At 70.9% G+C, this 26,135-nt stretch carries 25 protein-coding genes and 1 tRNA gene; 8 read left to right on the top strand and 18 right to left on the bottom strand.

Annotated features, from left to right (window positions below):
• Nucleotides 1–55 precede the first annotated feature (55 nt).
• Together ACIA8R_RS36335 and ACIA8R_RS36330 are read left to right on the top strand one after the other, a co-directional pair.
• Entirely contained in the window at nucleotides 56–499 is a 444-nt protein-coding gene (locus ACIA8R_RS36335) for a VOC family protein (protein WP_364090900.1), read from the top strand.
• Nucleotides 500–1,363, top strand: coding sequence for a pyridoxamine 5'-phosphate oxidase family protein (locus ACIA8R_RS36330; RefSeq protein ID WP_397042268.1), 864 nt, complete (start codon nucleotides 500–502; stop codon nucleotides 1,361–1,363).
• On the opposite strand, the gene ACIA8R_RS36325 is transcribed toward ACIA8R_RS36330, so the two are convergent.
• Nucleotides 1,353–2,375, bottom strand: a complete 1,023-nt coding sequence (locus tag ACIA8R_RS36325) for a helix-turn-helix domain-containing protein (protein WP_364090906.1) — start codon at nucleotides 2,373–2,375, stop codon at nucleotides 1,353–1,355. The genes ACIA8R_RS36330 and ACIA8R_RS36325 overlap by 11 nt on opposite strands.
• A gap of 70 nt (nucleotides 2,376–2,445) precedes the next feature.
• On the opposite strand from ACIA8R_RS36325, the gene ACIA8R_RS36320 reads away from it, so the two are divergent.
• Both ACIA8R_RS36320 and ACIA8R_RS36315 read left to right on the top strand, forming a co-directional pair.
• Nucleotides 2,446–3,465 carry a type III polyketide synthase gene (locus ACIA8R_RS36320; RefSeq protein ID WP_397042267.1) on the top strand — a complete coding sequence of 340 codons (1,020 nt, stop codon included), beginning with the start codon at nucleotides 2,446–2,448 and terminating at the stop codon, nucleotides 3,463–3,465.
• Nucleotides 3,466–3,669: 204 nt separating this feature from the next.
• Nucleotides 3,670–5,157 (top strand): von Willebrand factor type A domain-containing protein, encoded by a 1,488-nt coding sequence (locus ACIA8R_RS36315; RefSeq protein ID WP_397042266.1) that lies wholly within the window; start codon nucleotides 3,670–3,672, stop codon nucleotides 5,155–5,157.
• A gap of 13 nt (nucleotides 5,158–5,170) precedes the next feature.
• Here ACIA8R_RS36315 and ACIA8R_RS36310 read toward each other — a convergent pair whose 3' ends face one another.
• Nucleotides 5,171–5,836: a tRNA-dependent cyclodipeptide synthase gene (locus ACIA8R_RS36310; RefSeq protein WP_397042265.1), complete on the bottom strand. Its 666-nt coding sequence runs from the start codon at nucleotides 5,834–5,836 to the stop codon at nucleotides 5,171–5,173.
• 94 nt (nucleotides 5,837–5,930) lie between these two features.
• Here ACIA8R_RS36310 and ACIA8R_RS36305 point away from each other — a divergent pair.
• Nucleotides 5,931–6,003: transfer RNA gene (locus ACIA8R_RS36305), tRNA-Ala, on the top strand.
• Nucleotides 6,004–6,033: 30 nt separating this feature from the next.
• On the opposite strand, the gene ACIA8R_RS36300 is transcribed toward ACIA8R_RS36305, so the two are convergent.
• From ACIA8R_RS36300 to ACIA8R_RS36290, 3 genes are all read right to left on the bottom strand, one after another.
• Entirely contained in the window at nucleotides 6,034–6,438 is a 405-nt protein-coding gene (locus ACIA8R_RS36300; protein ID WP_397042264.1) for a DUF3224 domain-containing protein, read from the bottom strand.
• Nucleotides 6,439–6,473: 35 nt separating this feature from the next.
• A complete protein-coding gene (locus ACIA8R_RS36295; RefSeq protein ID WP_357698795.1) occupies nucleotides 6,474–7,265 on the bottom strand; it encodes an LLM class flavin-dependent oxidoreductase in 792 nt (263 codons plus the stop codon).
• Between the two features lie 91 nt (nucleotides 7,266–7,356).
• A complete protein-coding gene (locus ACIA8R_RS36290) occupies nucleotides 7,357–8,562 on the bottom strand; it encodes an FAD-binding protein (RefSeq protein WP_397042389.1) in 1,206 nt (401 codons plus the stop codon).
• A gap of 66 nt (nucleotides 8,563–8,628) precedes the next feature.
• Between ACIA8R_RS36290 and ACIA8R_RS36285 the strand changes: the two genes are divergently transcribed.
• Nucleotides 8,629–8,976 (top strand): PLDc N-terminal domain-containing protein, encoded by a 348-nt coding sequence (locus tag ACIA8R_RS36285; protein ID WP_364090919.1) that lies wholly within the window; start codon nucleotides 8,629–8,631, stop codon nucleotides 8,974–8,976.
• A 7-nt stretch (nucleotides 8,977–8,983) separates the two neighbouring features.
• Here ACIA8R_RS36285 and araA read toward each other — a convergent pair whose 3' ends face one another.
• The 12 genes from araA to ACIA8R_RS36225 form a co-directional block, all read right to left on the bottom strand.
• Nucleotides 8,984–10,438, bottom strand: a complete 1,455-nt coding sequence (gene araA, locus ACIA8R_RS36280; RefSeq protein WP_397042263.1) for an L-arabinose isomerase — start codon at nucleotides 10,436–10,438, stop codon at nucleotides 8,984–8,986.
• Entirely contained in the window at nucleotides 10,435–11,082 is a 648-nt protein-coding gene (locus ACIA8R_RS36275) for an L-ribulose-5-phosphate 4-epimerase (RefSeq protein WP_364090924.1), read from the bottom strand. The genes araA and ACIA8R_RS36275 overlap by 4 nt, the downstream gene beginning before the upstream one ends.
• Complete coding sequence (gene araB, locus ACIA8R_RS36270) at nucleotides 11,079–12,698, bottom strand: ribulokinase (protein ID WP_364091058.1); 1,620 nt, start codon at nucleotides 12,696–12,698, stop codon at nucleotides 11,079–11,081. Before araB ends, ACIA8R_RS36275 begins: the two co-directional genes overlap by 4 nt.
• Before the next feature lie 53 nt (nucleotides 12,699–12,751).
• The gene (locus ACIA8R_RS36265; RefSeq protein WP_357698949.1) at nucleotides 12,752–13,747 is read right to left on the bottom strand and encodes a LacI family DNA-binding transcriptional regulator; all 996 of its coding nucleotides are present in this window, start codon (nucleotides 13,745–13,747) and stop codon (nucleotides 12,752–12,754) included.
• A gap of 71 nt (nucleotides 13,748–13,818) precedes the next feature.
• Nucleotides 13,819–15,078: a multiple monosaccharide ABC transporter permease gene (gene mmsB / locus ACIA8R_RS36260; RefSeq protein ID WP_357698806.1), complete on the bottom strand. Its 1,260-nt coding sequence runs from the start codon at nucleotides 15,076–15,078 to the stop codon at nucleotides 13,819–13,821.
• Between the two features lie 5 nt (nucleotides 15,079–15,083).
• A complete protein-coding gene (mmsA, locus tag ACIA8R_RS36255) occupies nucleotides 15,084–16,613 on the bottom strand; it encodes a multiple monosaccharide ABC transporter ATP-binding protein (RefSeq protein ID WP_364090927.1) in 1,530 nt (509 codons plus the stop codon).
• Nucleotides 16,614–16,674: 61 nt separating this feature from the next.
• On the bottom strand, nucleotides 16,675–17,793 hold the full coding sequence (gene chvE / locus ACIA8R_RS36250; RefSeq protein WP_357698812.1) for a multiple monosaccharide ABC transporter substrate-binding protein: 1,119 nt from the start codon (nucleotides 17,791–17,793) through the stop codon (nucleotides 16,675–16,677).
• A gap of 209 nt (nucleotides 17,794–18,002) precedes the next feature.
• On the bottom strand, nucleotides 18,003–18,983 hold the full coding sequence (gene yjfF, locus ACIA8R_RS36245; RefSeq protein ID WP_397042262.1) for a galactofuranose ABC transporter, permease protein YjfF: 981 nt from the start codon (nucleotides 18,981–18,983) through the stop codon (nucleotides 18,003–18,005).
• On the bottom strand, nucleotides 18,983–19,996 hold the full coding sequence (locus ACIA8R_RS36240) for an ABC transporter permease (RefSeq protein WP_397042261.1): 1,014 nt from the start codon (nucleotides 19,994–19,996) through the stop codon (nucleotides 18,983–18,985). The genes yjfF and ACIA8R_RS36240 overlap by 1 nt, the downstream gene beginning before the upstream one ends.
• Nucleotides 19,996–21,504 (bottom strand): sugar ABC transporter ATP-binding protein, encoded by a 1,509-nt coding sequence (locus ACIA8R_RS36235; protein WP_397042260.1) that lies wholly within the window; start codon nucleotides 21,502–21,504, stop codon nucleotides 19,996–19,998. The genes ACIA8R_RS36240 and ACIA8R_RS36235 overlap by 1 nt, the downstream gene beginning before the upstream one ends.
• A gap of 52 nt (nucleotides 21,505–21,556) precedes the next feature.
• Nucleotides 21,557–22,528: an ABC transporter substrate-binding protein gene (locus ACIA8R_RS36230; RefSeq protein ID WP_364090938.1), complete on the bottom strand. Its 972-nt coding sequence runs from the start codon at nucleotides 22,526–22,528 to the stop codon at nucleotides 21,557–21,559.
• A gap of 440 nt (nucleotides 22,529–22,968) precedes the next feature.
• Nucleotides 22,969–23,718, bottom strand: a complete 750-nt coding sequence (locus ACIA8R_RS36225; RefSeq protein ID WP_397042259.1) for a metallophosphoesterase — start codon at nucleotides 23,716–23,718, stop codon at nucleotides 22,969–22,971.
• 218 nt (nucleotides 23,719–23,936) lie between these two features.
• Here ACIA8R_RS36225 and ACIA8R_RS36220 point away from each other — a divergent pair, with 218 nt between their 5' ends.
• Both ACIA8R_RS36220 and ACIA8R_RS36215 read left to right on the top strand, forming a co-directional pair.
• Entirely contained in the window at nucleotides 23,937–24,122 is a 186-nt protein-coding gene (locus ACIA8R_RS36220; protein ID WP_352326433.1) for a DUF4236 domain-containing protein, read from the top strand.
• A gap of 88 nt (nucleotides 24,123–24,210) precedes the next feature.
• Nucleotides 24,211–25,683, top strand: a complete 1,473-nt coding sequence (locus tag ACIA8R_RS36215) for a pyridoxal-dependent decarboxylase (RefSeq protein ID WP_397042258.1) — start codon at nucleotides 24,211–24,213, stop codon at nucleotides 25,681–25,683.
• On the opposite strand, the gene ACIA8R_RS36210 is transcribed toward ACIA8R_RS36215, so the two are convergent.
• On the bottom strand, nucleotides 25,680–26,126 hold the full coding sequence (locus ACIA8R_RS36210) for a MarR family winged helix-turn-helix transcriptional regulator (protein ID WP_397042257.1): 447 nt from the start codon (nucleotides 26,124–26,126) through the stop codon (nucleotides 25,680–25,682). The genes ACIA8R_RS36215 and ACIA8R_RS36210 overlap by 4 nt on opposite strands.
• Nucleotides 26,127–26,135: the final 9 nt, after the last annotated feature.

Genomic DNA, 26,135 nt, shown 5'->3' with positions numbered 1-26,135 from the left:
TATATTGTTTTCTAACGGCAAAACAGCCGCGCAGGCGTTAGACGAGGAGAGTCGTATGTCATTCCAGACCGGGCACGTCGGGCTCAATGTCACCGACCTCGACAGGTCCAAGGAGTTCTACGGCCGCGTCTTCGGCTTCACCGTCGCGAGCGAGTCCCAGGAGGACGGCCGCCGCTACGCCCTCCTCGCCCAGGACGGCAAGCTCGTGGTGACGCTCTGGCAGCAGAGCGACGGCCGCTTCCCCACCGCCCTGCCCGGCCTGCACCACCTGTCCTTCCAGGTCGAGGACCTCGCCGCGGTGCGCAGGGCCGAGCAGGTCGTGCGGGAGATCGGCGCGACGCTGCACCACGGCGGCGTGGTCCCCCACGGCGAAGGCGCCACCTCAGGCGGCGTGTTCTTCGAGGACCCCGACGGCATCCGGCTGGAGATCTCCGCACCCGGCGCCGCCGGTGACCGTCCCGCCCCCAGTGCCGGCGCCCCGACCTGCGGATTCTTCTAAATGAGACATCCAGGGGAGATCGCCGTCCAGGCGCGGGCCGGGATGCGGACGCCGGGCGCTTTCGGCAGCTCGCGCACCCGTCCGGAGATCCCCGAGGTGGCCGCCGCGTTCCTGCGGGCCCAGCACCTGCTGGTGGCGGGCGCGGCCGACGATCTCGGCCGGGTGTGGGCCGACGTGCTGACCGGCCCGCCCGGGTTCGCCGACGCCGACGACGACCGCACGATCACCGTCCGGGCGCTGCCCTCGGCGCCCCTGCGGGACCTGTTCACGGCGGAACGCGACATCGGGCTGCTGGCCATCGAGCCGCACACCCGGCGCCGGATGCGCGTGAACGGCACCGCCGTACAGGCAGGGGACGGCCTGGTGATCTGGACGGAGCAGGTGTACTCCAACTGCCCCAAGTACATCCAGACCCGCGAGCCCACCGCCGCGCCGGGCCTCCCCGAGGTCGTCGGCGGCGGGACGGCGTTCGCGCCGCACCACGCCGAGTGGATCGGCGCCGCCGACACGTTCTTCATCGCCACCCGCGCCGAGGGCCTGGGCGCCGACGTCTCGCACCGAGGCGGCAACCCGGGGTTCGTCCGGGTCACCGGGCCGGGATCGCTGGAGTTCCCCGACTACACCGGCAACTCGATGTACATGACGCTCGGCAACCTGGAGCTGGACCCCGCCGCCGGGCTGCTGTTCGTCGACTGGGAACGCGGCCGCACCCTCCACCTGACCGGGCGGGCGGAGGTGGACTGGAGCGCGGAGCAGCGGTCGGTGCGGTTCGAGCTGACCGCGTACACGGAGGTGGACGGCACGGTCGGCGCGGGGTGGACCGCGCCGGGCCTCCACCGCTTCAACCCGCCCGTCACCCGCTGACGGCGGCGGACCTGCCAGGTGAGGGGCCGAAGGTGCGGCGGTAGGCGGAGGGCGAGGTGCGCATGGCCCGCGTGAAGTGGTGCCGGAACGTCGCCGGGCTCTCGAACCCGACCGCCGCCCCGATCTCCTCCACCGGCGCCGCCGTCGACTCCAGCATCGACAGGCTCGCCGCCACCCGCTGCGAGATCACCCACCGCAGCGGGCTGGTCCCGGTCTGCCGCTTGAAATGCCTGATGAACGAGCGTTGCGACATGTGTGCCACCCCGGCCAGGTCCGCCACGCCGATCGGCTCGGCCAGGTGTTCCAGCGCCCATCCCATCGCCCTGGCCACGCCGCCGTCGTCCGTGACGGGCGTGACGGCGGCCTCGATGAACTGGGCCTGACCGCCCTCCCGGTGCGGCGGGACGACCAGGCGGCGGGCGACCGCGTTGGCCACGTTCGGACCGTGGTCGGTGCGTACCAGGTGGACCAGCAGGTCGAGGCCGGCCGCGCTGCCCGCGCTGGTCAGCACGTCGCCGTCGTCCACGTACAGGACCGAGGGGTTGACGCGGACGGCGGGGTGGCGACGCTGGAGCAGGTCGGCGTAGCGCCAGTGGGTGGTGGCCTCGCGGCCGTCCAGGAGGCCGGCGGCGGCCAGCGCGAACGCGCCGGAGCAGATCGAGACCATCCGGGCGCCCCGGCCGTGGGCCAGGCGCAGCGCCTCGACCAGCTCGCCGGAGACCTCGCCCCGGACGTCGGCGACGCCGGGCACGATCACCGTCCCGGCCCCGGCCAGGACGTCGAGCCCGTGCGCGGCCTGCATGGTGAACCCGCCGACCACGCGCAGCGGCTCGGGCGTCTCGGCGCACACCTTGAGGTCGTACCAGGGGACGTCCAGCTCGGGCCGGGGCAGCCCGAAGAACTCCACGACGCACCCGAGCTCGAACGGCGCCATCCCGTCGAAGGCCAGCACGGCGACCGTGGGTAGACGGGCGGGCGACGGGAGCGGACGGACGGTGGACGGAAACGGCACATCCGCATATTAACCGCCCATATCCGGTGCCAGCAGGTTAGCGCTCCCCTCCCTGCGGCAGGAGTGATATATGCATATTTCGGGGGTAGAGACCGTTTTCCCCGATCACCGCTACGAGCAGGCGGAGATCACCGAAGCGTTCTCCCGTCTGACGGACTGCGACGAGGAGCTGCTGCGGCACTTCCACGCGGCCACCGGCGTCGTGGGCCGCAACCTCGCGCTCCCGCTGGACGGCTACACCAAGCTCGACTCCTTCGCCCGGGCCAACGCCATGTTCATCGAGATCGCCCTCGACCTGGGCGAACAGGCCGTGAGGGGCGCTCTCGAAAAGGCCGACGTGCCGCCGGGGAAGGTCGACCACCTGCTGTTCTGCTCGACCACCGGCCTGGCCACCCCCTCCCTGGACGCCAGGCTGGCCCAGCGCCTCGGGTTGCGCGGCGACGTCAAGCGGGTGCCCGTGTTCGGCCTCGGCTGCGCGGCCGGGGCCTCGGGCCTGTCGCGCCTGTACGACTACCTGCGCGGCTGGCCCGACCAGGCCGCCGTGCTGGTCTGCGTGGAGCTGTGCTCGCTGACCATCCAGCGCGACGACACCTCGATCGCGAACCTGATCGCCAGCGGCCTGTTCGGGGACGGCGCGGCGGCCGTCGTGGGCACCGGACGCGGCAAGGGCCCCGAGGTGGTCGCCACCCGCAGCAGGCTCTACCCCGACACCGAGCACCTGATGGGATGGGAGGTGGGCGACCACGGCTTCCACATCGTGCTCGACGCCGACCTCACCGACTTCGTGGACCAGGTGCTGGCCGACGACGTCCGGGGCTTCCTGGCCGACTACGGCCTGACCCCCGACCAGGTGCCGACATGGATCTGCCACCCCGGCGGCCCCAAGGTCATCGAGAAGATCGTGGACAGCCTCGACCTCGACCCCAAGGCTCTGGACGTGACCTGGCGGTCGCTGCGGACGTACGGGAACCTGTCGTCGGTCTCGGTGCTGCACGTGCTCCAGGAGACGCGCGGCCATCCCGGGCGCCCCGCCGTGCTGATCGCGCTGGGCCCCGGCTTCTCCGCCGAGCTGCTCCTGCTTCACTGGTGATGACGACCGGGCGACGGCCGCACCGGTGATAACGGCCGGGCGACGGCGGCCTTCCCAGGCCCGGCGCGACCGCCCGCGCTTGCCACCTCATTGATCCCTGTTCGTCACAAATGATCACGCGACGATCGCGGTTTGTACTCGCTTGCGTCTCCGGCCCGGCCGCTGCCACCCGAATCCCCGTCATAGGACGCGGAGGTGGTTGCGATGAGATTTCGTCCCTTAGCCATTCGTCCCTTAGCCATCAGCGTCGGGCTCGCCGCGCTCCTCGGACTCGCCGCGTGCGGCGGCTCCGGCGGATCGTCCGGCAGCGCGGCGCGGGCCCCGCTGTCGGACGCGCAGCGTCGGCCCGCGCCGAGCGCGTCCGCGACCGGCGCCCAGGAACCCGAGCAGGACACGACCAAGGCGCAGATCTCCACCTTCGCCCTGGACGTGGACACCGCCTCGTACGGCTACGCCCGCCGTACGCTCCAGGAAGGACGCTGGCCGGCGCCGGGCGAGATCCGCCCCGAGGAGTGGGTCAACGCCTTCCGGCAGGACTACGCGCAGCCCACCGACGACGGCTTCGCCGTGCACGTGGACGGCGCGCGGCTGCCCGGCCGCGACGAGGCCGTGCTCCGCGTGGGCCTGCAGACCCGCGCGTCCGACGCCGCCGCGCGCCGCCCGGCCAACCTCACGTTCGTGGTCGACGTCTCCGGCTCGATGGCCGAGACCGGCCGCCTCGACCTGGTCAAGTCGTCCCTGCACAAGCTGCTCGACCAGCTCGCGCCCGGCGACCAGGTGTCGCTGGTGGCCTTCAGCGACGAGGCGGAGGTGCTGGCCTCCATGACGCCGCTCACCGCCCGGAGCCAGCTCCACGCGGCGGTGGACGAGCTGGACACCGCCGGCGGCACGAACCTGCAGAGCGGCGTCCTGACCGGGTACCGGGAGGCGTCCCAGGCGTTCCGGCCCGCCGCCACGAACCGGGTCATCCTGCTCTCCGACGGCCTGGCCAACCAGGGGGAGACCGAGTGGCGGACCATCGTGGAGCAGGTCAAGGAGTACGCGGGCAAGCAGGTCACGCTGCTCACCGTCGGCGTCGGCCGCGACTACGGCGACGAGCTGATGGAGCAGCTCGCCGACAACGGCGACGGCATGGCCGTCTACGTGGACTCCGAGCAGGAGGCCGACAAGGTCTTCACCACCCAGCTCCCGGCCAACATCGAGGTACGCGCGCGCGACGCCAAGGCGCAGGTCGTCTTCAACCCCTCGGTCGTGGAGACCTACCAGCTCATCGGGTACGAGAACCGCGCGTTGTCGGCCGAGGAGTTCCGTGACGACAGCCGCGACGGCGGCGAGATCGGCCCCGGCCACTCGGTCACCGCCCTGTACGCCCTCCGCCTCAAGCCGGGCGCCCGGGGCCAGCTCGCCCAGGCGACGGTGCGCTGGCAGGACCCCGACACCCGCGAGGCCGCCGAGGCCGGCAAGTCGCTGCGCGCCGACGACCTGAACGACTCCATCTGGACCAAGACGCCGGTCAGGCTGCAGGTGGACGTGGTGGTCGCCGCCTTCGCGGTCTACCTGCGGGACAGGAAGGCGTTCGGCCTGGATCTGCCGACCCTGCGCGAGCACGCCGGGCGCCTGGCACAGGCGTCGGAGGACCCGATGGTCACCGAGCTGGTCACCCTGATCGACAAGGCCGGCTCGGTCGACTGACCACCCGGCGGGATCAGGCGGGGTCGGGGGCCAGCCGGGAGGACACGAAGCCCTGGTGGGGCGAGCGCGAGACGGGCAGCGCGCCCGCGTAGAGCTCCCCCACCATCGGCCTGGGCTCCGGATGGCAGAACACCGACGAGCCCGTGCGCAGGATCGCCGGGCTGTTCATCACCAGCGGCAGCCAGGCCAGCAGGAAGGGCAGCGCGTTCGCGGCCTGCTCGAGGGTGAGCTCCTGGCCGCCGACGACCGGCAGCACCGCCGCCACGCACCGCTCGCGGAACGACGCGTCCTTGGCGGCCAGCCGTTCCAGCTCCCGCCGGGACCGCCGGTAGGCGCGGTTGCCGGTCAGCTCGCCGCAGTCGAAGACGGTGGCGTTGGCCGCGCCCATGCCTTCGAGCACCCGGATCACCCGGTTGCGCGTGTTGTTGGCCGCCGACCGCGCCTTGATCAGCGCCGCCCCGGACGGCACCCCGCGCGCGACCAGCGTGCCGGCCAGCTCGACGCCCGGCACGAGCACGTGGACGCCGGTGAACGTGCGGGTCGCCCACTCCAGCAGGCTGCGGATGGCCCGAAGGGTGAAGAACCCGTCGAACGCGCTGACCTCGACGACGGCATGCTCATGAGCGGCGAGGATCTTCGCGCACCGCGCGGTCAACGGGACGGCCTGCACGCTGGACATGGCACGGAGAGTAGCAAGATTTGACTGTGCGTATGCCTGGTACGCGCATGTGTTTCGCCGGTCCCGAAGTCCTATACACTTGTGATCGCAGCAAGGGGCTATGGCGCAGTTGGTAGCGCGCCTCCATGGCATGGAGGAGGTCTGGGGTTCGAATCCCCATAGCTCCACCCCTCATCCGCCCGGGCGTTCGTCCCGGGTCATTCTTCCGCCCGGAGCTCGTAGTCCATCGTGTAGGAATGCGAGCCGTCCGGGGCGATGGTGATGGTCATCCCTCCCCTGAGGCCGGTCAGTTCGCCGGTGCCCGAATCGGGGACGACCGTGACGGTGAGCGACTGCTCCCCACGGTCGCTCATCGCCTGGTGCGCCACGACGAAACTGCCCTTCCGGCCCTCCAGGGTGCCCTCGACGCGTTCGAGCGCCACGTACGCGCGCGAGTCCTCGACCGGGGTCGAGGTCACCATCAGGTGGACGACGCTCGTCCCGATCAGGTCGCCGTGGAAGGTCTTGGTCATGCTGACGAGGCCGAGCGTGACGCCGTCGCGGTCGTCGAAGGACGGCTTGGCGTCCCAGCCGGCGGTGTCGAAGGTTCCCTTTGCGGTCATGGGGCCATCGTGCCGGTCATACCTGTCAGGTTGCGTCAGGTACCGGCCAGGCGTTCGACGACGGGCGCGAAAGCGTCGATGAACTGGGCGTTCACCGTGACGTACGAAACGCCGAGGCGGTCCCTGCGCCGCCGGAGTGTCTCGGCCATCTCGTCGGGGGTGCCGGTGAGCAGGCCGGTGGCGTCGGGGCCGAGCGGGCCGAAGCGGCCGGCCAGCCAGGCGGGCGGCTCGCTGCCCGCGGCCACCAGGTTCATGCCGAGCTCCAGGTCGTGAAAGCGGTCGCCGGCCAGCTCGTACAGCTCGTCCAGCTTGGCCGCGACCTGGTCCTCGGTGTGCTGCGGCGGCACGCCGAGCGCCACCGTGTCGGCCTTGCGCGCGGCCAGCCCGAGCACGCGGGCGCCGGTCGCGGCGACCAGGATCGGCACGTCCTTGACCGCGTCGATCGTCGCGGCCAGGCGTTCCACGCGTTCGGCCGGGGTGCCGAACGGCACGCCGAGCGCCGCCGCGTCCTGCTCGGCGCCGGGACGGCCGGCGCCCAGCCCCAGCTCGAAGCGTCCGCCGGTGAGGGTGTGCAGGGTGGCGGTCTCCCAGGCGACGGTCTCGGGCGTCCGGTACGGTGCGCTGACCACGTACGTGCCGACGCGCAACGTCGTGGTGACGGCGGCGGCCGTGGCCGCGGCGGCGAACGGCGACAGCGTCCCGAGCGTGTCGGGCACGAGCAGGGTGGCGAAGCCCAGGCTCTCGACCCTGCGGGCCAGCCCGGTCCATGCCTCGGCGTTGGGCGCGTAACCGGCGACGGCGCCGAATCTGAACGGGTGATCGGTCATGCGCTCCACGATGCCGCGCCGGGCCGGCGGGCACATCGTCCGCCGGACCGGTGGCCCGCTACGACGGCGGGTGCATGCCCGGCGCGGGCCGCTACTCCCCCAGCAGTAGCCGGACGAAGTCGTTGGCGAACTTGCCCGCCGGGTCCAGCCGCCGGACCAGCTCGCGGAAGTCGTCGGGGCAGGCGGGCCGGCGGGTGGACAGCTTGCCCCAGTGCGGCAGCGGCTCGAAGGGGGCGAGCGTCCGCTCGACCAGGTCGAGCGCCGGGAGCACGGTGGCGACATCCCTGACCCAGGTGAAGTGCACGCCCACGCTGTCGCGGTCGCGGAAAGGGCTGAGCCACAGGTCGTCGGCGGCGATCGTGCGCACCTCCGAGACCCGCAGGGCCGGTCGGACGCGGTCGCCGACGGCGTACAGCTCGCGCAGCGCCTCGACCGCGTGCGCCCGGGGCAGCAGGAACTCCGACTGGAGCTCGTCGCCGGCGCCGCTCGGCGGGGCGTCGGGGCGGAAGTGCGGCAGCCGCTCGTGCCAGGGGCCCGGCACGCCGAGCTGCGTGGTGCAGGCGTCGGCGGGCATGCCGGCCAGCGGGTGGCGGGGCCCGGGAGCGGGACGGGTGCCGTACCAGGAGTCGTCGGTGAACTCCTCGCGGCGCTTCAGCCAGACCCGGGTGTCGCGCCAGTCGGTGAACAGGCTGACGCTGTAGCCGTTGGCCATGATGTCGTCGAATCCGTCGAGGGCGTCGGGCGTCAGGCCCTCGCGGACGTACTGGCGCAGCTCGAAGGCCGGTACGAGGTCGAGCGTCAGCGTGCTGACGACGCCGAGCGCGCCCAGCGAGACGACCGCCCCGGCGAAGTCGTCGTCCCCGCGTGACAGCGACAGCAGCGAGCCGTCGGCGGTGACCAGCTCCAGCCCGGACACGGCGGCGGCCAGGCAGCGGTTGGCGTCGCCGGAGCCGTGCGTGGCGGTGGCGACCGAGCCGCCGACCGAGATGTGCGGGAGCGAGGCCAGGTTCTCCAGCGCGAACCCGGCCGCGTGCAGCGCCTGGGCCAGCCGCGCGTACGTGGTGCCGGCCGCGACCCGGACCTTGCGCGCCGCGCTGTCGATCTCGATCGTCGCGGGCATGCGGTCGAGCACGACGAGGTCGCCGGTGGTGTCGGCGACGTCGTTGAAGGAATGACCGCTGCCCAGCGCCCGCACCCGGTCGCCGGCGGCCACCAGGCCGCGCAGCTCGTCGAGGCCGGCGGGACGGTGGACGGCTCGCGCCCGGAAGGCGGTGTTGCCCGCCCAGTTGGTCAACATCACGGCTTCACCCTATTCATCCGAATTCGCTTGCCGATGTTCCCGCCTGTCACTACGTTCGGCCCCGTGCTGTATCTGTCCGAGGCCATGGGCCTGGCCACCCTCGTGCTGTGGCTCTACTGCCTCTTCGACGTGATCACCACGCCGGACGCGGTCTGCAGGAACCTGCCCAAGATCGTATGGGTGCTCGTGGTCCTGCTGTTCCCACTGGTCGGCTCGGTCATCTGGCTCGTGGCGGGCCGCCCGGAACGTGCCCCGCAGGCGGCCGCGCGCCCGAGCGCCTTCCCCGAGTACGACCGCCCGGGGCGCTTCGCCGCCACCAACCCCGACGACGACGAGGAGTTCCTGCGCCGCTGCCGCGAACGCGCCGAGGAGCAGCGCAGGAACGCCCCGAAGAAGCCGCCGGAGGACTAGGAACGGACTAGAAGCCCTGGGCCAGGCGGTAGTACGCCTGGTTCCAGCGCATCTCCTTGACGAACTGCGCCGTCGTGGTGTCCTTGTCGATCACCAGCAGCTCGACGCCGAGCATGTCGGCCAGGTCGGTGAGCTCCTCGCGTCCGACGGCGGTGGACAGCACGGTGTGGTGCGGCGCGCCGGCGGTCAGCCACGACTCGGTGGAGGTGCGCAGGTTCGGCCGCGGCGACCAGACGGCGCGGGCCACGGGCAGCCTGGGCAGCGGCTCCGGCGGCGCGACGACGTCGATCTCGTTGGCCACCAGGCGGAACCGGTCGCCCATGTCGGCCAGGCCGACGACGACGCCGGGGCCGGGCGCGGCGTCGAACACCAGCCGCACCGGGTCCTCCCGCCCGCCGATGCCCAGCGGATGGATCTCGCACGACGGCGTCCCGGCGGCGATGGACGGGCAGACCTCCAGCATGTGCGCGCCGAGGATGAGCTCGTTGCCGGGCGTCAGGTCGTAGGTGTAGTCCTCCATGAACGACGTCCCGCCGGGCGTCATCGACTTGAGGGTGCGCAGCAGGACCGAGGTCTTCCAGTCGCCCTCGCCGCCGAAGCCGTAGCCGTCGGCCATCAGGCGCTGCACGGCCAGGCCGGGGAGCTGACGCAGGCCGCCGAGGTCCTCGAAGTTGGTGGTGAAGGCCCGGAAGCCGCCGCCCTCCAGGAAGCCGCGCAGGCCGAGCTCGATCCTGGCGGCGTACCGCAGGGACTCGTTGCGTTCGCCGAGCAGCTCGGGGGCCACCCGGTACAGCTCGGCGTACTCCTTGACCAGCGCGGACACGTCGGCGTCGGAGGCCGCGTCCACGGCCTGGACCAGGTCGTTGACGCCGTAGGTGTTGACCGAGACGCCGAACCGGAGCTGCGCCTCGACCTTGTCGCCCTCGGTCACGGCCACGTCGCGCATGTTGTCGCCGAAACGGGCCAGCTTGAGCGCCCGCACCTCGGCCACGCCCCTGGCCGCGCGCGCCCACGCCTCGATGCGCGCGCCGACCGCCGGGTCGCTGACGTGCCCGGCGACGGTCTTGCGCGGCACGCCGAGCCGGGTCTGCACGAACCCGAACTCGCGGTCGCCGTGCGCGGCCTGGTTGAGGTTCATGAAGTCCATGTCGATCGAGCTCCACGGCAGCTCGACGTTGGCCTGCGTGTGCAGGTGCAGCAGCGGCTTGCGCAGCGCGTCGAGGCCGGCGATCCACATCTTGGCCGGGGAGAAGGTGTGCATCCAGGCGATGACGCCGGCGCACTCGTCGTCCGCGTTGGCCTCCAGCATGACGCGCCTGATCGCCGTGGCGTCGGTCAGCACGGGCTTCCACTGCACGGGCACGGGAAGCTGCTCGGCGATGCGCCGCGACTGCTCGGCCACCTGGCGCAGCGTGTCCTCGCCGTACAGTCCCTGGCTGCCGGTCAGAAACCAGATGTTCAACGCGGGCTCCTCTGTCCGTAGACGTTCTGATAGCGGTCGTACAGGCGGTCGACGTGGGCCGGGCCGATGGGCAGCGGCGTGCCGAGCTGCCTGGACACGTGGACGGTGCGGGCGACGTCCTCGCACATCACGGCGGCCTTGACGGCGGCCTTGGGGTCCTTGCCGATGGTGAAGACGCCGTGGTTCTGCATGAGGACGGCCGGCGAGCGGTGGCCCGCGAGCGTCTCGACGATGCCCTGGCCGATGGAGTCGTCCCCGATCAGCGCGAACGGGCCGACCGGGATCTCGCCGCCGAACTCGTCGGCCATCGCCGTCAGCACGCACGGGATGGGCTCGCCGCGCGCGGCCCACGCCGAGGCGTAGGTCGAGTGGGTGTGCACGACGCCGCCGACCTCGGGCATCTTGCGGTAGACGTAGGCGTGCGCGGCGGTGTCGCTGGAGGGTGCGTGGGCGCCCTCGACGAGGTTGCCGTCGAGGTCGCACACGACCATGTTCTCGGGGGTCAGCTCGTCGTAGGAGACCCCGGACGGCTTGATGACGAACAGGTCCTCCCCCGGGATGCGGCCCGAGACGTTCCCCGCCGTCCAGACGACCAGGCCGTACCGGACCAGCTCCGCATGAAGCCTGGCGATGGTGGTTCTCACTGGGCGGCCTCGTTCCTGATCGTGCGGAGCGTGTGGAGCATGCGTCCGTCCCCGAAGTGGTCGTGCAGTTCGCGGTACTGGGCGTACAGGCGGTCGTAGGCGTCGGCGCGGGCCTCGTCGGGCACGTACGCCGCCCGCGTGCGCTTGCCCATGGCCGCCGCGGCCTCCTCGATGCCCGGGTAGGCCCCGGCGGCGACGGCGGCGTGGATCGCCGAGCCGAGCGCCGGGCCCTGGTCGGAGCCGATGACCGACAGCGGGCGGCGCAGCACGTCGGCGTAGACCTGCATGAGGAAGCGGTTCTTCAGCAGCCCTCCGGCGACCACGAACTCCTCGACGGGCACGCCCGACTTCTCGAACGTCTCGACGATCATGCGGGCGCCGTACGCGGTGGACTCGATGAGCGCGCGGTAGACGTCCTCGGGCCTGGTGGCGAGGGTCTGGCCGACGATCACGCCGGACAGGTCGTGGTCCACCAGCACCGAGCGGTTGCCGCCGAACCAGTCGAGCGCGACCAGCCCGTGCGCGCCGACGGCCTGGCGCTCGGCCAGCTCGGTCAGGCGCTCGTGGCCGTCGGTGCCGAAGGAGTCGACGTACCAGGCGAAGATGTCGCCGACGGCGGACTGGCCGGCCTCATAGCCCCACAGGCCGGGCACGATGCCGTCCCGGACGACGCCGCACATGCCGGGCACCTCGGCCAGCCGGTCGCTGGGCATGATGTGGCAGGTGGAGGTGCCCATGATGGCCACCATCTGGCCGGGGCGCACGGCGTCCGCGGCGGCGGCGGTGACGTGGGCGTCCACGTTGCCGACGGCCACGGCGATGCCCTCGGGCAGGCCGGTCCACGCGGCCGCCCGCGCGGTCAGGACGCCGGCGAGGCCGCCGAGGGGGGCCAGGGTGGTGCCGTTGACGTCGTCGCCGACCACACCGGTGGCCAGTTTGCCGGCGAAGCCGGAGAAGCCGGGGTTCAGGGCGGCGAGGAAGTCCTCGGAGGGGTAGCTCCCGTCCTGGAAGACGCCCTTGTAGCCGGCCGTGCAGATGTTGCGGCTCTCGACGCCGGAGAGCTGCCAGATGATCCAGTCGGCCGCCTCGATCCAGCGCTCGGCCCTGGCGTACACCTCGGGGGCCTCCTCCAGGACCTGGAGGGCCTTGGCGAACTCCCACTCGGAGGAGATCTTGCCGCCGTAGCGCGGCAGCCAGCTCTCGCCCCGGGTCGCGGCCAGCTCGTTGATCCGGTCGGCGTGCGGCTGGGCGGCGTGGTGCTTCCACAACTTCGGCCAGGCGTGCGGCTGCTCGGGCGTCTCGAAGCACAGGGGCGTGCCGTCGGCCGTGGTCGGCAGCACGGTGCAGGCGGTGAAGTCGGTGCCGATACCGATCACGTCCTCGGCGGCGACCCCGGCGGCGGCCAGGGCCTCGGGCACGGCCACGCGCAGCACGTCCAGCCAGTCCCGCGGCGACTGCAGCGCCCAGTCGGGGCCGAGGCGCACGCCGGTACCGGGCAGCGTGTGCTCGATGACGCGCTCGGCGTACTCGTGGACGGCGCTGCCCAGCTCGGCGCCGTCAGCCACGCGGACGACGACCGCGCGCCCCGACAGCGTGCCGAAGTCCACTCCGACCACGAACTTGTTAGCGTTCACATTGCACTCCAGGAAGTTGTCTGTTCGCCTGCCGCTTACCACGCCGGAGCGGCGGCCGGCGCGGTGCTGGACCTGACGACGAAGCTGGGACGCACCACCATGCGCTCGTACGCCGCCGGCCCGGCGTCGATCTGCCGCAGCAGCACCTCGATGCAGTGGCGGCCCACCACGTCGAAGTCCTGCCGGACCGTGGTGAGCGGTGGTGAGAAGAACTCGGACTCGGGGATGTCGTCGAAGCCCACGACACTGATCCGGCCGGGGACGGGCACCCCGGCCTCGCTGAGCGCGCGCAGCACGCCCAGCGCCATCTGGTCGTTGGCGGCGAACACCGCGGTGACCCCGTCCATGCGGGCCAGCCTCTTGCCGGCCTCGTACCCGGCGCGCGGGCTCCAGTCGCCGGCCAGCGGCTCGGGCACCGGGCGGCCGGCCTGCTCCAGCGCCGAACGCCAGCCCTCGACCCGGCCCTCGGTCTCCAGCCAGTCGGCCGGCCCGGTCACGTGCCAGACCGTCTCGTGGCCGAGGTCGAGCAGGTGCCGGGTGGCGAGCCTGGCGCCCTCGACCTGGTCGATGCAGACCGCGGAGACGTCGGCGCCGTGCGCGCCCTCGACGACGACCGCGGGTACCCCGGCGGGCAGGCTGTCCAGGGCGGAGGCGGCCGAGCGCTGCGGCGCGACCACCACCACCCCGTCCACGCTCTGCTCGGCCAGGTAGTCGAGCGCGTCGCGGACGCCGGCCGCGTCGATCGACTTCAGGCTGACGATGCTGACGAAGTACCCCGCGGTCCTGGCCGCCTGCTCGATGCCGAAGACCATGCTGGCCGGGCCGTACAGGGTGGTGTCGAAGCTCACCACCCCGAGGGTCCGCGACCGCTTGGTGACCAGCGCGCGGGCGACCAGGTTGCGCCGGTAGCCCAGGCGGGTGATGGCCTCCTCGACCCGGGCGCGGGTGTCGGCCCGGACGTTCGGGTGGCCGTTGAGCACCCGCGAGACCGTCTGGTGCGACACGCCGGCCTCCTTGGCCACGTCGGCCATGACCGGCGGACGCGGCCTGGGGCTCGGTAGCACGGGTTCTCCTTTCGCGGGGCTGCCTGGACCTGCGGCGGTCAGCGGGAGGCGCCCGCCCGGCGCTTGGTCCACACGTCGAACGCGACGGCGGCCAGCAGGACGGCGCCCTTGACGAGCATCACGCGCTCACTGGGCGAGCCGATGAGCGACATGCCGTTGTTGATGACAGCCATGATCAGACCGCCGGTGATCGCGCCGACGACCTTGCCGACACCGCCCTGGACGGCCGCGCCGCCGATGAAGGCCGCCGCGATGGCGTCCAGCTCGAAGCTGTTACCGGCGGTCGGGCCCGCCTGGTTGAGCCGGCCGGCGAAGATGATGCCGGCGATGGAGGCCAGCACGCCCATGTTGACGAAGATCCAGAAGACCACCGACTTGACCTTGACGCCGGACATGACCGCCGCCTGGAGGTTGCCGCCGATGGCGTAGATCTGCCGGCCGAAGACCGTGCGGTTGGCCATCAGCGAGTACGCCAGCACCAGCACGGCCAGCAGCACCAGCACCCACGGCAGGTTCTTGAAGCGGGCGAGCTGCACGACCAGGAACAGGATCAGCGCGGCGCCGGCCGCCATCTTCAGCGCGAACACGGCCATCGGCTCGACCGACTGGCCGTAGCCCCTGCGGGCGTTGCGGGTGCGCCACTGCGCGGCGACCATGCCGCCGATCGCGACCAGGCCGATGAGCAGGCTGAACAGGTCGGCGCCGCCCAGCGGGCCGAGGCCCACGTTGCCGAGGTAGCCGTCGGTGAAGCCGTTGGCCAGCGTGCGGACCTGGTCGGGGAACGGGCCGATGCCCTGGTTGCCCAGGACGGTCATGGTCAGCGCGCGGAACAGCAGCATGCCGGCCAGCGTGACGATGAAGGCCGGGATGCCGAAGTAGGCGATCCAGTACCCCTGCCAGGCCCCGATGAGCGCGCCGGCGGCGACCGTGATCAGCAGGGCCAGCGGCCACGGCAGGCCCATGTTCACCATGAGCACGGCGGCCAGCGCCCCGGTGACCGCCACCACCGAGCCGACCGACAGGTCGATGTGCCCGGCGATGATGACCAGGATCATCCCGATCGCGAGGATCAGGACGTAGGAGTTCTGGACGATGATGTTGGAGATGTTCTGTGGCTGGAGCAACGCGCCGTCGGTGAGCACCGAGAACAGCACGATGATCAGCGCGAAGGCGATGTAGATGCCGCTCGAACGCAGGTTCAGCGACAGGCCGCCCAGCGACACCCGGCCGGGCCGCCGCGGCGCTCCCCCGTCGCTTCCCGCGCCGACCTGCACGTCGGCGGGCGTGATGCTGCTCATCGGGGCTACTCCTGTCCCTTGGTCATGAGATGCATGAGGCTTTCCTGGGTGGCCTCCCGGCGGGGGACCTCGCCGGTGACGCGACCTTCGGAGAGCGTGTAGATGCGGTCGCACAGGCCGAGCAGCTCAGGCAACTCACTGGAGATCACCAGCACGGCCTTGCCCTGGTCGGCGAGGCGGTTGATGATCGTGTAGATCTCGTACTTGGCGCCGACGTCGATGCCGCGGGTGGGCTCGTCGAGGATGAGCACGTCGGGCTGCGTCAGGATCCACTTGGACAGCACGACCTTCTGCTGGTTGCCGCCGCTCAGCTTGCCGACGACGCTGTTGACGCTGGGCGCCTTGATGTTCATGCTCCGGTGGAACTCCTCGGCGACCTTGTACTCCTCGTTCTCGTTCACCCAGCCGCGCCGGGCCAGGCCCTTGAGCCCGGCCGCGCTGATGTTGCGCTTGATGTCCTCGATGAGGTTCAGGCCGTACCGCTTGCGGTCCTCGGTGGCGTAGGCCAGGCCGTGGTGGATCGCGTCCTGCACGTTGCGGATCTCGATCGGCTTGCCGTCCTTGAAGACCTTGCCGGAGATGTGCACGCCGTACGTGCGGCCGAACAGGCTCATCGCCAGCTCGGTGCGCCCGGCGCCCATCAGGCCGGCCAGGCCGACGATCTCGCCCCTGCGCAGGGTGAGGGAGGCGCCGTCCACGACCTTCCTGCCGGGCTGGCTGGGGCTGTGGACCGTCCAGTCCTCGATCCGCAGGACCTCCTCGCCGATCGTCGACTCGTGCGGCGGGAAGCGGTTGTCCAGCGCGCGGCCGACCATGCCGGAGATGATCCGGTCCTCGGTGACGTGGTCGGTGGCCATGTCCAGGGTCTCGATCGTGCGGCCGTCGCGGATGATCGTGACGGAGTCGGCGATCGCGGTCACCTCGTTGAGCTTGTGGGAGATGATCACGCAGGTGATGCCCTCGTCCCGCAGCCCGCGCAGCAGGTCGAGCAGGTGGGCCGAGTCGTCGTCGTTGAGCGCGGCGGTCGGCTCGTCGAGGATGAGCAGCCGCACCTCCTTCGACAGCGCCTTGGCGATCTCGACGAGCTGCTGCTTGCCGACGCCGAGGTCGGAGACCGTCGTGGTCGGGTTCTCGTTCAGGCCGACGCGGCGCATCAGCTCGGCGGCCTCGTAGTTGGTGCGGTTCCAGTCGATGAAGCCGCGCCTGGCGCGCTCGTTGCCGAGGAAGATGTTCTCGGCGATCGACAGCTGCGGGCTGAGCGCCAGCTCCTGGTGGATGATGACGATCCCGGCGTGCTCGCTGTCGCGGATGCCGGCGAACTCGCAGCGCGCGCCCTCGAAGGTGATCTCGCCGTCGTAGTCGCCGTGCGGGTAGACCCCGGACAGCACCTTCATCAGCGTCGACTTGCCGGCGCCGTTCTCGCCGCAGATGGCGTGGATCTCGCCGCGCCGGACGGCCAGGTTGACGTCCTGCAGCGCCTTGACTCCGGGGAACGTCTTGGTGATCCCGCTCATCCGCAAGATGTGCTCGGTCATATGCCCCTCGCTCAGGTGTGGGAAGTGCCCCCGGGGGACCGCCGTCCCCCGGGGCGGGCCCTTACTTGAGCTGGTCCTCGGTGTAGTAGTTGCCGCCGACGATGATCTCCTTGTAGTTGCTCTTGTCCACGATCACCGGGTCGAGCAGGTAGGAGGGGACGACCTTGTTGCCGTTGTCGTAGTCCTTGTCGTTGTTCACCTCGGGCTTGCCGCCCTTGAGAACCGCGTCGGCCATCTTCACCGTCTGCTCGGCGAGCTTGCGGGTGTCCTTGAAGATGGTGGAGTACTGCTCACCGGCGATGATCGACTTGACCGAGGCGAGCTCGGCGTCCTGGCCGGTCACGACGGGGTAGGGCTGGCCGCTGGTGCCGTAGCCGGAGCTCTTGAGCGCCGACAGGATGCCGATGGACAGGCCGTCGTACGGGGACAGCACGCCGTCCACCTTGGTGCCGCCGGTGTAGGTCTTGGTGAGGATGTCCTCCATGCGCTTCTGGGCCGTGGCCGGGTCCCAGCGCAGGATGGCGGCGGTCTTGAAGTCCTTCTGGCCGCTCTTGATCACCAGGGTGCCGTCGTCGATCTTCGGCTGGAGCACCGACAGGGCGCCGTTCCAGAAGAAGGTGGCGTTGTTGTCGTCGGGCGAGCCGCCGAACAGCTCGACGTTGAAGGGGCCCTTCTTGCCGTCGTCCACGCCGAGGCCCTTGAGCAGCGAGGTCGCCTGCTGCACGCCCACCTTGAAGTTGTCGAAGGTGGCGTAGTAGTCGACGTTCGGGCTGTTGCGGATCAGGCGGTCGTAGGAGATGACCGGGATCTTGGCGTCGGCGGCCTGCTGGAGCTGCGAGGTGATCGCGGTGCCGTCGATCGAGGCGATGATCAGGAGCTTGGCGCCCTTGGTGATCTGGTTCTCGATCTGGTTGGCCTGCGTCGGGATGTCGTTCTCCGCGTACTGGAGGTCGACCTTGTAGCCCAGCTGTTCGAGCTGCTGCTTGACGTTGTCGCCGTCGTGGATCCACCGCTCGGACGACTTGGTGGGCATCGTGACGCCGATCAGGGCGCCCGCGCCGCCGGCGGCGGCCGACGTGGAGGCGTCGGCGTCGACCGTCTTCTGGCTGGAGCCGCAGGCCGTCATGGTCGCGGCGAGCGCGATGGCGGACACCACGCCCCCGATACGTCCCAACCTCATGTGGCACTCCTTGCAATGGGGGTTGCGGCAGCGGATGTGAGCGTTAACTGCCGATCGAGCACAGGATTCAGTCACAGAACATGCCGAATCAGAACAAAGTTCGCGCGCTTCGTTCCCGCTGATTGTTATCGCTAACAAAGACTCTGTCAACGGTTGGACCTAACCTCACGGAAACCTTTAGGTAACTTTCGCGGCAGCCTCCTCGCAGGTCAGCGCCTTGAGCGCGCACTGAAGAGCCGTTGCAGGACGATGAAGACGAAGAGCAGCAGACCGATGAAGATCTTGGTCCACCAGGAGCTGAGCGTGCCCTCGAAGCTGATGATCGTCTGGATCAGACCGAGCACCAGCACGCCGAGCACCGTGCCGAGCAGGAAGCCGCTGCCGCCCGTGAGCAGCGTGCCGCCGATCACCACGGCGGCGATGGCGTCCAGCTCCATGCCCACGGCGTGCAGGCCGTAGCCGGAGAGCATGTAGAACGACAGCAGCACGCCGCCGAGCGCCGAGCACAGGCCGCTCACCGTGTAGACCGTGATCTTCGTCCGTCCCACCGGCAGTCCCATGAGCAGCGCCGACTGCTCGTTGCCGCCCGTCGCGTACACGGCCCGGCCGAGCCGGGTGTAGTGCAGCACGTACGCCGCCACCAGCACCACCGCCACCGCGACGAGCACGCTCGGCGAGATCCACAGACCGGCGACCAGGTCGATCCTGGTCTGCGCGAACGCCGTGAACGTCGGGTCCTCGATCGGGATGGATTCCGTGCCGATCGTGTAGCACAGCCCCCGGGCCAGGAACATCCCGGCCAGCGTCACGACGAACGGCTGGATGTCGAAGGCGTGCACGATGTACCCCATCACCAGCCCGAGCCCGGCCCCGACGGCCAGCACCAGCGGCACCACCACGTACGGCGGCCACCCCGGCCCCGACATCAGCGACGCCGAGATCATCGTGGACAGCGCCACCACCGACCCCACCGACAGGTCGATGCCCCCGGTCAGGATCACGAACGTCGTCCCCACCGCCACCACCAGCAGGAACGCGTTGTCGATGAAGACGTTGAGCACCACCTGCCCGCCGGCGAACCCCTCGTACCGGACGCCGCCCACGACGAACATCGCCACGAACAGGCACGCCGTCACGAGAACGGGCAGGTACCGGGCCGGCAACGCGACCCGGCCCACGGTCATGGTCATCACAGGGTCACCCGCACTTTCTCCTCGGGGGCCGAGCCGGCCGGCGCGCTCCGGACGCGCCGGCGCAACGCCTTCGTGCGGAACGACGGCGACTGCACCAGGCAGACCGCCGTCACGACCAGCGCCTTGAACAGCAGGGTCGTCTCGGGCGGCACGCCGATGGAGTAGATCGTCGTGGTCAGCGTCTGGATGATGAGCGCGCCGAGCACGGTCCCGCCCAGTGAGAAGCGCCCGCCGGCCAGCGAGGTGCCGCCGATCACCACGGCCAGGATGGCGTCCAGCTCGATCCACAGGCCGGCGTTGTTGCCATCGGCGCTGGAGACGTTCGAGCTGATCATGAGCCCGGCGATGCCCGCGCACAGGGCGGCGAAGGCGTAGACCATGATGACGATCCCCCGCGACCTGATGCCCGCGAGCCTGCTGGCCTCGCCGTTCCCGCCGACCGACTCGATCAGCAGGCCCAGCGCCAGCCGCCGGGTCAGGAACGCGGTGACGGCCAGCACCGCCAGCACCAGCAGCACCCCGAACGGCACCGCCAGCAGATACCCGCCGCCGATCAGCTTGTACGCCGGGCTGTTGACCGTGATGATCTGCCCGTCGGTGATGAGCTGGGCCAGGCCGCGCCCGGCCACCATGAGGATCAGCGTGGCGATGATCGGCTGGATGCCCGCCTGCGCGACCAGGAACCCGTTCCAGGCGCCGAGCACCAGGCACAGCCCGAGCGCCGGCGCCACGGCGGCGAGCACGCCGGCGTCCTCGCTGATCCGCAGGCAGGCCAGCGCGCCCGAGATCGCCACCACCGAGCCCACCGACAGGTCGATGCCGCCGGTCGCGATGACCAGCGTCATGCCGAGCGAGACCAGGATCAGCGGCGCGCCGAAGCGCAGGATGTCGATCAGGCTGCCGTACAGGTGGCCGTCCCTGACCTGGACGGAGAAGAAGCTGGGGGTGAAGAACACGTTCAGGGCCAGCAACAGCGCGAGCACCGCCACCGGCCACAGCAGCCGCCGCATCAGGCCCGCCCTCCGCTCGCGATCGTCTCCATCAGCACGTCCGTGGTCAGGGCGTCGTCGTTGGGCAGCTCGGCCACCAGCCGCCGGTCGCGCAGCACCCCGACCTTGTGGCTGAGCCGCAGCACCTCCTCCAGCTCGGCGGAGATGAACAGCACCGCCATGCCGCCGTCCGACAGCTCGGCGACCAGGCGCTGGATCTCGGTCTTGGCCCCGACGTCGATGCCCCGGGTGGGCTCGTCGAGGATGAGCAGCCGGGGCTCCAGGATGAGCCAGCGCGCCAGCAGCACCTTCTGCTGGTTGCCGCCGCTCAGGTTCCGGACCAGGTGCTCGGGGTTGGGCGGGCTGATCCGCAGGGCCTTGACGTACCGGCCGACCAGCTCGTCCTGCTGCTCGCGGGGCACGGGCCTGGTCCAGCCCCGGGTGGCCTGGAGCGCCAGGATGATGTTCTCGCGCACGGTGAGGTCGGGGATCAGGCCGTCCTCCTTGCGGTTCTCCGAGCAGAAGGCGATCTTGTGGTTCATCGCCGCGCGCGGGGTGCGCAGCGCGACGGGCGCGCCGCCGACGGCCAGCTCGCCGCCGCCGGCGTGGTCGGCCCCGAACAGCAGCCGCGCGACCTCGGTGCGCCCCGAGCCGAGCAGCCCGGCCAGGCCCACGACCTCGCCCTCGTGGATGGTGAGCGAGAACGGCTCGACGGCCCCGGCCCGGCCCAGTCCGCGCGCCTCGACCAGCGGGCGGTCGAAGACCTTGGCCTCGCCGTGCAGGCGTTCGAGGGCGGCCAGCTCCTGTCCGATCATCTTGGCGACCAGCTCGATCTGGGACAGCTCGCGGGTCAGGTACTCGCCGACGAGCCGTCCGTTGCGCAGGATCGTCATACGGTCCGAAATTTCGTAGATCTGGTCGAGAAAGTGGGAGACGAAGAGGATGGCGATGCCTTCCTCCTTGAGCCGCCGCATCACCCGGAAGAGCTGCCGCACCTCGTCGGCGTCCAGGCTGGAGGTGGGCTCGTCCAGGATCAGCACCCGTGCCTCGATGTCGACCGCCCGCGCGATCGCCACCATCTGCTGCACCGCCGGCGAGTACGCCGACAGCGGCGCCGAGACGTCGATGCTCAGGTCCAGCCTGGTCAGCAGCTCGCCGGCCCTGGCCCGTACGCGTTTCCAGTCGATGCGCCCGAACCTGCGCGGCTCGCGGCCGATGAAGATGTTCTCGGCCACCGACAGGTTCGGGCAGAGGTTGACCTCCTGGTAGACCGTGCTGATGCCGCCCTGTTGCGCCTCGCCCGGGCCGGCGAAGGCGACGGGCCGGCCGCCCAGCTCGATCGTGCCCGAGTCGGCGGGATGCACGCCGGTGAGCACCTTGATCAGGGTGGACTTGCCCGCGCCGTTCTCGCCCATGAGCGCGTGCACCTCGCCGGGCAGCAGCCGCAGGTCCACGCCGTCCAGGGCCTTGACCCCGGGAAACTGTTTGCCGATCCCGTTCATCGTCAGGACCGGCACGGGTGCGGCCATGCGCCTCCCCTTCCGCCTGAAGGGGCCGGGCTCCGGGCCCGGCCCCGTGCGATCAGTACTGACGGCTGGACAGGACCTGCTTGGCCTGCTCCTGCGTGAACGTGGTCTCCTCGGTCACCACGCGGGCCGGCACCTGCTCGCCCTTGACGACCTTCTTGGCCAGGTCCATGAGCTGCGGGCCGAGCAGCGGCGAGCACTCGACGATGTAGTTGATCTTCCCGTCGGCCAGGGCCTGCATGCCGTCCTTGACGGCGTCGACGGTGATGATCTTGATGTCCTTGCCGGGCACCTTGCCGGCGCCCTCGATGGCCTCGATCGCGCCCAGGCCCATGTCGTCGTTGTGGGCGTACAGCACGTCGATGTCCGGGGTGGACTTCAGGAAGGCCTCCATGACCTCCTTGCCCTTGGCCCTGGTGAAGTCGCCGGTCTGCGAGGCGACGACCTTGAACTTCGGGTCCGCGCCGATGACCTGGGCGAACCCGGCCTTGCGGTCGTTGGCGGGGGCCGATCCGGTGGTGCCCTGGAGCTCGACGATGTTCACCGGGTCCTTGACGTCCTTGTACTCCTCCACCAGCCACTGACCGGCCTTCTTGCCCTCCTCGACGAAGTCCGAGCCGAGGAAGGTCTTGTAGAGGGAGGTGTCCTTGGAGTCGACGGCGCGGTCGGTCAGGATGACCGGGATCTTCGCGTCCTTGGCCTCCTTGAGCACCGTGTCCCAGCCGGACTCCACCACCGGCGAGAAGGCGATCACGTCCACCTTCTGCTGGATGTAGGAGCGGATGGCCTTGATCTGGTTCTCCTGCTTCTGCTGGGCGTCGGAGAACTTGAGCGTCACGCCCGCGGTCTTGGCCGAGTCCTGGACGGACTTGGTGTTCGCGGTGCGCCAGCCGCTCTCCGCGCCGACCTGGGCGAAGCCCATGGTGATCGAGCCGCCGCCGCCGCTGCCGCCGCTGCCTCCGCCGCAGCTCGCCACCGACATCGCGGTGAGCCCGGCGAGCACCAGCGCCGAGATCCTCTTTAACACGTGGGGGGTTCCCTTCTCATGTGAGCGCTAACAGCCGAGGCCGGCCGCCTGCGCCTTCCTGTCTCGGGGGCCTGCGCGGTCCCGTCGGGCCGCGCCCGTCTCGCGGGCCGGCGACCGCGGGACGCCACCTCGCCTCCTCGGCCGCGACCGGGAGGAGACGGTCCCGGACCGACCCCGCGACCGCTCCTTTCCCGGCTTGGCCATGACTGTGAACGTTAACAAGCACCCCCGTCAAGGGCCCCCTTCATTACGGTCACGTCACGCCGGACACCCCTTGACTCCAGGGGTGTCCGGTCCCTAACGTGGCGCCGATTGCCTCTGTGAGCGCTCACTTCTCCTGGTAGCGCTAACAGCCTCTTGCCCGAGGAGCGCCCATATGCAGCGATCCGTCCCGGTGCCGGGAAGCCCACGGCCTCCCGGCCCGCCCGCCGCCGTACGCCTCAGACCGGCACGACGCGATGGTGGGTGGTGATCCGGCCGTCGTCGTCCAGGACGTGGAAGACGAGCCCCGGCGGCAGCGCGTAGTCGGCGCAGCCGGCCAGCGTCGTGGCGCCCTCCCACGGCAGCCTCAGCGTGGACACCACGCCCGGGGCCACGAGCAGCGGACGTCCCGCGAACGTGGTGGCCGCCGCCGTGTGGGCGTGGCCGACCAGCACGGCGGTCACGCCCGGATGCCCGGCCAGCAGGTCCGCGAGGCGTTCCGGACGCTCCAGCATGATCGTGTCGACCGCCGAGTGCAGCGTGACGGGCGGGTGGTGGAAGGCCACGAGCACCGGCAGGTCGCGTTCCCCGGCGAGCACGCCGTCGAGCCAGGCCAGCGTCTCGTCGTCCAGGTCGCCCGCGTCCTGGCCGGGGATGGAGGAGTCGCACACCACGTAGACGGCCCCGTCCGTGCGGTGGACCCGGTTGACCGGCCCGGACGCGGCCGGCTCGCCGAGCAGCACCCGGCGGAACTCCTCCCGGACGTCGTGGTTGCCGGGGCACACCAGGACCGGGTGGCGCGAGGTCAGCAGCTTGCGCGCCTGCTCGTACTCCTCGGCCAGCCCGTGGTCGGCGATGTCGCCGCTGACGAGCACCGCGTCGAGGTCGTACGGGAGGGCGTCCAGGTAACGCATGACGGCGTCGGCGCGCTCGACGGACCGGTCCGAGCCGCCGATGTGGATGTCGCTGAGATGGGCGATCGCGAGCATGACGAGAAGTCCTTTCGGGATACGTCCTCGACGCTAGCCGCCTGCCGAAGTGGTCGTAAGATCCAGTTCCGTGCTGAAACGCGAGACCAGTGGCTCGGCGCGTCCGGAGTCGTGACCTGGGCGTTCGGGGATCGCAGCGTCCCGGGCGCGGAAAATCCCGATAAATGCGGGCTTCTCGGGTAGTTGACGGGCTCTCACGACCTCGATGGAGGAGTCCGATGAGCTGGAGCTACCGCAAGACGATCAAGCTGGGCCCGGTCCGGCTGAACCTGTCCCGCGGCGGCGTTGGACACAGCTGGGGCAACCGGCTGTTCAGGGTGACGCGTACCGCCGACGGCCGCCGTACGCTGTCGGTCAATCTGCCCGGCGGCTTCCACTGGCGCAAGACGCTCAGCGGGCGCTGATCCCCCGCCGGAACGACGGGCCGGAGGCGAGCGGCCTCCGGCCCGTTCCCGTCTTCCCGGGACGCCGGACGGATGATGATCTGTAGGCATGAACGCCCATATGAGCCCGGAGGAGTTCCGCCGCCACGGCAGGCAGGTCGTCGACTGGATCGCCGACTACATGGCGGGCATCGAGTCCCGTCCGGTCAGATCGCGGGCCGAGCCTGGAGAGATCCGCAGCGCGTTGCCCGCGGAGCCGCCCGAGCACGGCGAGCCGTTCGAGGCCGTCCTGGACGACCTGAACACGATCCTGCTGCCCGGGATCACCCACTGGCAGCACCCGTCCTTCTTCGCCTACTACCCCTCCAACGCCAGCGGCCCGGCCATCCTCGGCGACCTGCTCTCCAGCGGGCTCGGCGTGCAGGGCATGCTGTGGGTCACCAGCCCGGCCTGCACCGAGCTGGAGACCGTGGTGGTGGACTGGCTGGCGAGCCTGCTCGGCCTGCCCGCCCACTTCAGGACCGACGCGCGCGGCGGCGGCGTGATCCAGGACTCCGCGTCGAGCGCCTGCCTGGTCGCGCTGCTCGCCGCCCTGCACCGGGCGAGCGGCGGCCGGGCCGGGCGCACGGGGATCGCCGAGCGGTACACGATCTACGTCTCGTCGCAGACGCACTCCTCGCTGGAGAAGGCCGCCCGCGTCGCCGGCCTGGGCTCCGACGGCGTACGGGTGGTCGACGTGAACCCCCGGACGCTGGCCATGGACCCCGGGCGCCTGCGCGAGCTGATCGCGGCCGACAAGGCGGACGGCGCGGTGCCGGCCATGGTCTGCGCCACCGTCGGCACCACCTCCACGGCGGCCGTCGACCCGGTGCCCGAGATCGGCAAGGTGTGCCGCGAGCACGGCGTGTGGCTGCACGTGGACGCGGCCTACGCCGGGGTCGCCGCCGTCTGCCCCGAGTTCCGGATGCTCAACGACGGCGTGGCCAAGTACGCCGACACCTACTCCACCAACCCGCACAAATGGCTGCTGACCAACTTCGACTGCACCGTGCTGTGGACGGCCGACCGCGCCCCCTTGCTCGGCGCGATGTCGATCCTGCCCGAATACCTGCGCAACGCCGCGACCTCGACCGGCTCGGTGGTCGACTACCGCGACTGGCAGATCCCGCTGGGCCGCCGCTTCAGAGCGCTCAAACTGTGGTCGATGATCCGCTGGTACGGCGCCGAGGGCCTGCGCGCCCACATCCGCAAGGGCGTCTCCCTGGCCCAGGACCTGGCCGCCCGGATCGCCGCCGACCCGGCCTTCGAGCTGCACGAGCCGCACCCGCTCGGCCTGGTCTGCTTCCGCCCCCGCTGGCCCGGCCTGTCACCCGCCGACGCCGACGCGGCCACGCTGCGCCTGATGGAGACCCTGAACGCGGGCGGCTCCCTCTACCTCACGCACACCAGGATCGGCGACCGGATCGTGCTCCGCATGGCCATCGGCGGCCCCGCCACCGAACGCCGCCACGTCGACCAGGCCTGGGCCGACATCGGCCGGGAACACGCCGCCCTGACCCGGCACACCGCCCGGAACGGCTAGATCGGCAGCCCGGCCTGCGTGGCCAGGGCGCCGAGGACCTTGGCGAGCACGGCCCGGTCCCCCGGGCCGAGCCCGCCGGTCAGCTCCGCGTCGAGCTCCAGCGTCACCTCCAGGCACCGGCCCAGCAGCGCGCGCCCGTCGTCGGTGAGGTCGAGGACCTGACGCCGCCGGTCGTCGGGGTCGCGCACCCGTGAGATCGCGCCGAGCCGTTCGAGGTGGTCGGCCAGCGTCACCACCAGGCTCGGCGCGACGCCCATGGCCCTGGCGACGTCGAGCTGCGAGGCCGCGCCGCGCGCCTCCAGCAGGGTCATCAGGCCGACGTGCTTGGGCTTGAGATCGAGCGGGACGATCGCGGCCGTGAACCGCTCGGTGACGATCGCGCCGAGCGTCCCGATCCTGAAGGCCATCGTCCCCGCCACCGACACCGGCTTGGCTTCATCCACATCCGCAAT

Origin of the sequence: Nonomuraea sp. NPDC051191, assembly GCF_044455665.1 — a bacterium.
Lineage (GTDB): Bacteria > Actinomycetota > Actinomycetes > Streptosporangiales > Streptosporangiaceae > Nonomuraea.
Note: the sequence above shows the minus strand (reverse complement) of the source record. Positions and strands in the feature narration are given on the sequence as shown.

Bases quoted from the DNA above. Each gene is read 5' to 3' on its own strand.
- mmsB (WP_357698806.1), bottom strand. From the start codon at position 15,078: ATGAGCAGCATCACGCCCGCCGACGTGCAGGTCGGCGCGGGAAGCGAC.
- ACIA8R_RS36310 (WP_397042265.1), bottom strand. From the start codon at position 5,836: ATGTCCAGCGTGCAGGCCGTCCCGTTGACCGCGCGGTGCGCGAAGATC.
- ACIA8R_RS36295 (WP_357698795.1), bottom strand. From the start codon at position 7,265: ATGACCGATCACCCGTTCAGATTCGGCGCCGTCGCCGGTTACGCGCCC.
- ACIA8R_RS36225 (WP_397042259.1), bottom strand. From the start codon at position 23,718: ATGCTCGCGATCGCCCATCTCAGCGACATCCACATCGGCGGCTCGGAC.
- ACIA8R_RS36335 (WP_364090900.1), top strand. From the start codon at position 56: ATGTCATTCCAGACCGGGCACGTCGGGCTCAATGTCACCGACCTCGAC.
- ACIA8R_RS36320 (WP_397042267.1), top strand. From the start codon at position 2,446: ATGCATATTTCGGGGGTAGAGACCGTTTTCCCCGATCACCGCTACGAG.
- ACIA8R_RS36265 (WP_357698949.1), bottom strand. From the start codon at position 13,747: ATGGCCGACGTGGCCAAGGAGGCCGGCGTGTCGCACCAGACGGTCTCG.
- mmsA (WP_364090927.1), bottom strand. From the start codon at position 16,613: ATGACCGAGCACATCTTGCGGATGAGCGGGATCACCAAGACGTTCCCC.
- chvE (WP_357698812.1), bottom strand. From the start codon at position 17,793: ATGAGGTTGGGACGTATCGGGGGCGTGGTGTCCGCCATCGCGCTCGCC.
- yjfF (WP_397042262.1), bottom strand. From the start codon at position 18,983: ATGACCATGACCGTGGGCCGGGTCGCGTTGCCGGCCCGGTACCTGCCC.
- ACIA8R_RS36235 (WP_397042260.1), bottom strand. From the start codon at position 21,504: ATGGCCGCACCCGTGCCGGTCCTGACGATGAACGGGATCGGCAAACAG.
- ACIA8R_RS36315 (WP_397042266.1), top strand. From the start codon at position 3,670: ATGAGATTTCGTCCCTTAGCCATTCGTCCCTTAGCCATCAGCGTCGGG.
- ACIA8R_RS36290 (WP_397042389.1), bottom strand. From the start codon at position 8,562: ATGTTGACCAACTGGGCGGGCAACACCGCCTTCCGGGCGCGAGCCGTC.
- ACIA8R_RS36240 (WP_397042261.1), bottom strand. From the start codon at position 19,996: ATGCGGCGGCTGCTGTGGCCGGTGGCGGTGCTCGCGCTGTTGCTGGCC.
- ACIA8R_RS36220 (WP_352326433.1), top strand. From the start codon at position 23,937: ATGAGCTGGAGCTACCGCAAGACGATCAAGCTGGGCCCGGTCCGGCTG.
- ACIA8R_RS36300 (WP_397042264.1), bottom strand. From the start codon at position 6,438: ATGACCGCAAAGGGAACCTTCGACACCGCCGGCTGGGACGCCAAGCCG.
- ACIA8R_RS36215 (WP_397042258.1), top strand. From the start codon at position 24,211: ATGAACGCCCATATGAGCCCGGAGGAGTTCCGCCGCCACGGCAGGCAG.
- ACIA8R_RS36330 (WP_397042268.1), top strand. From the start codon at position 500: ATGAGACATCCAGGGGAGATCGCCGTCCAGGCGCGGGCCGGGATGCGG.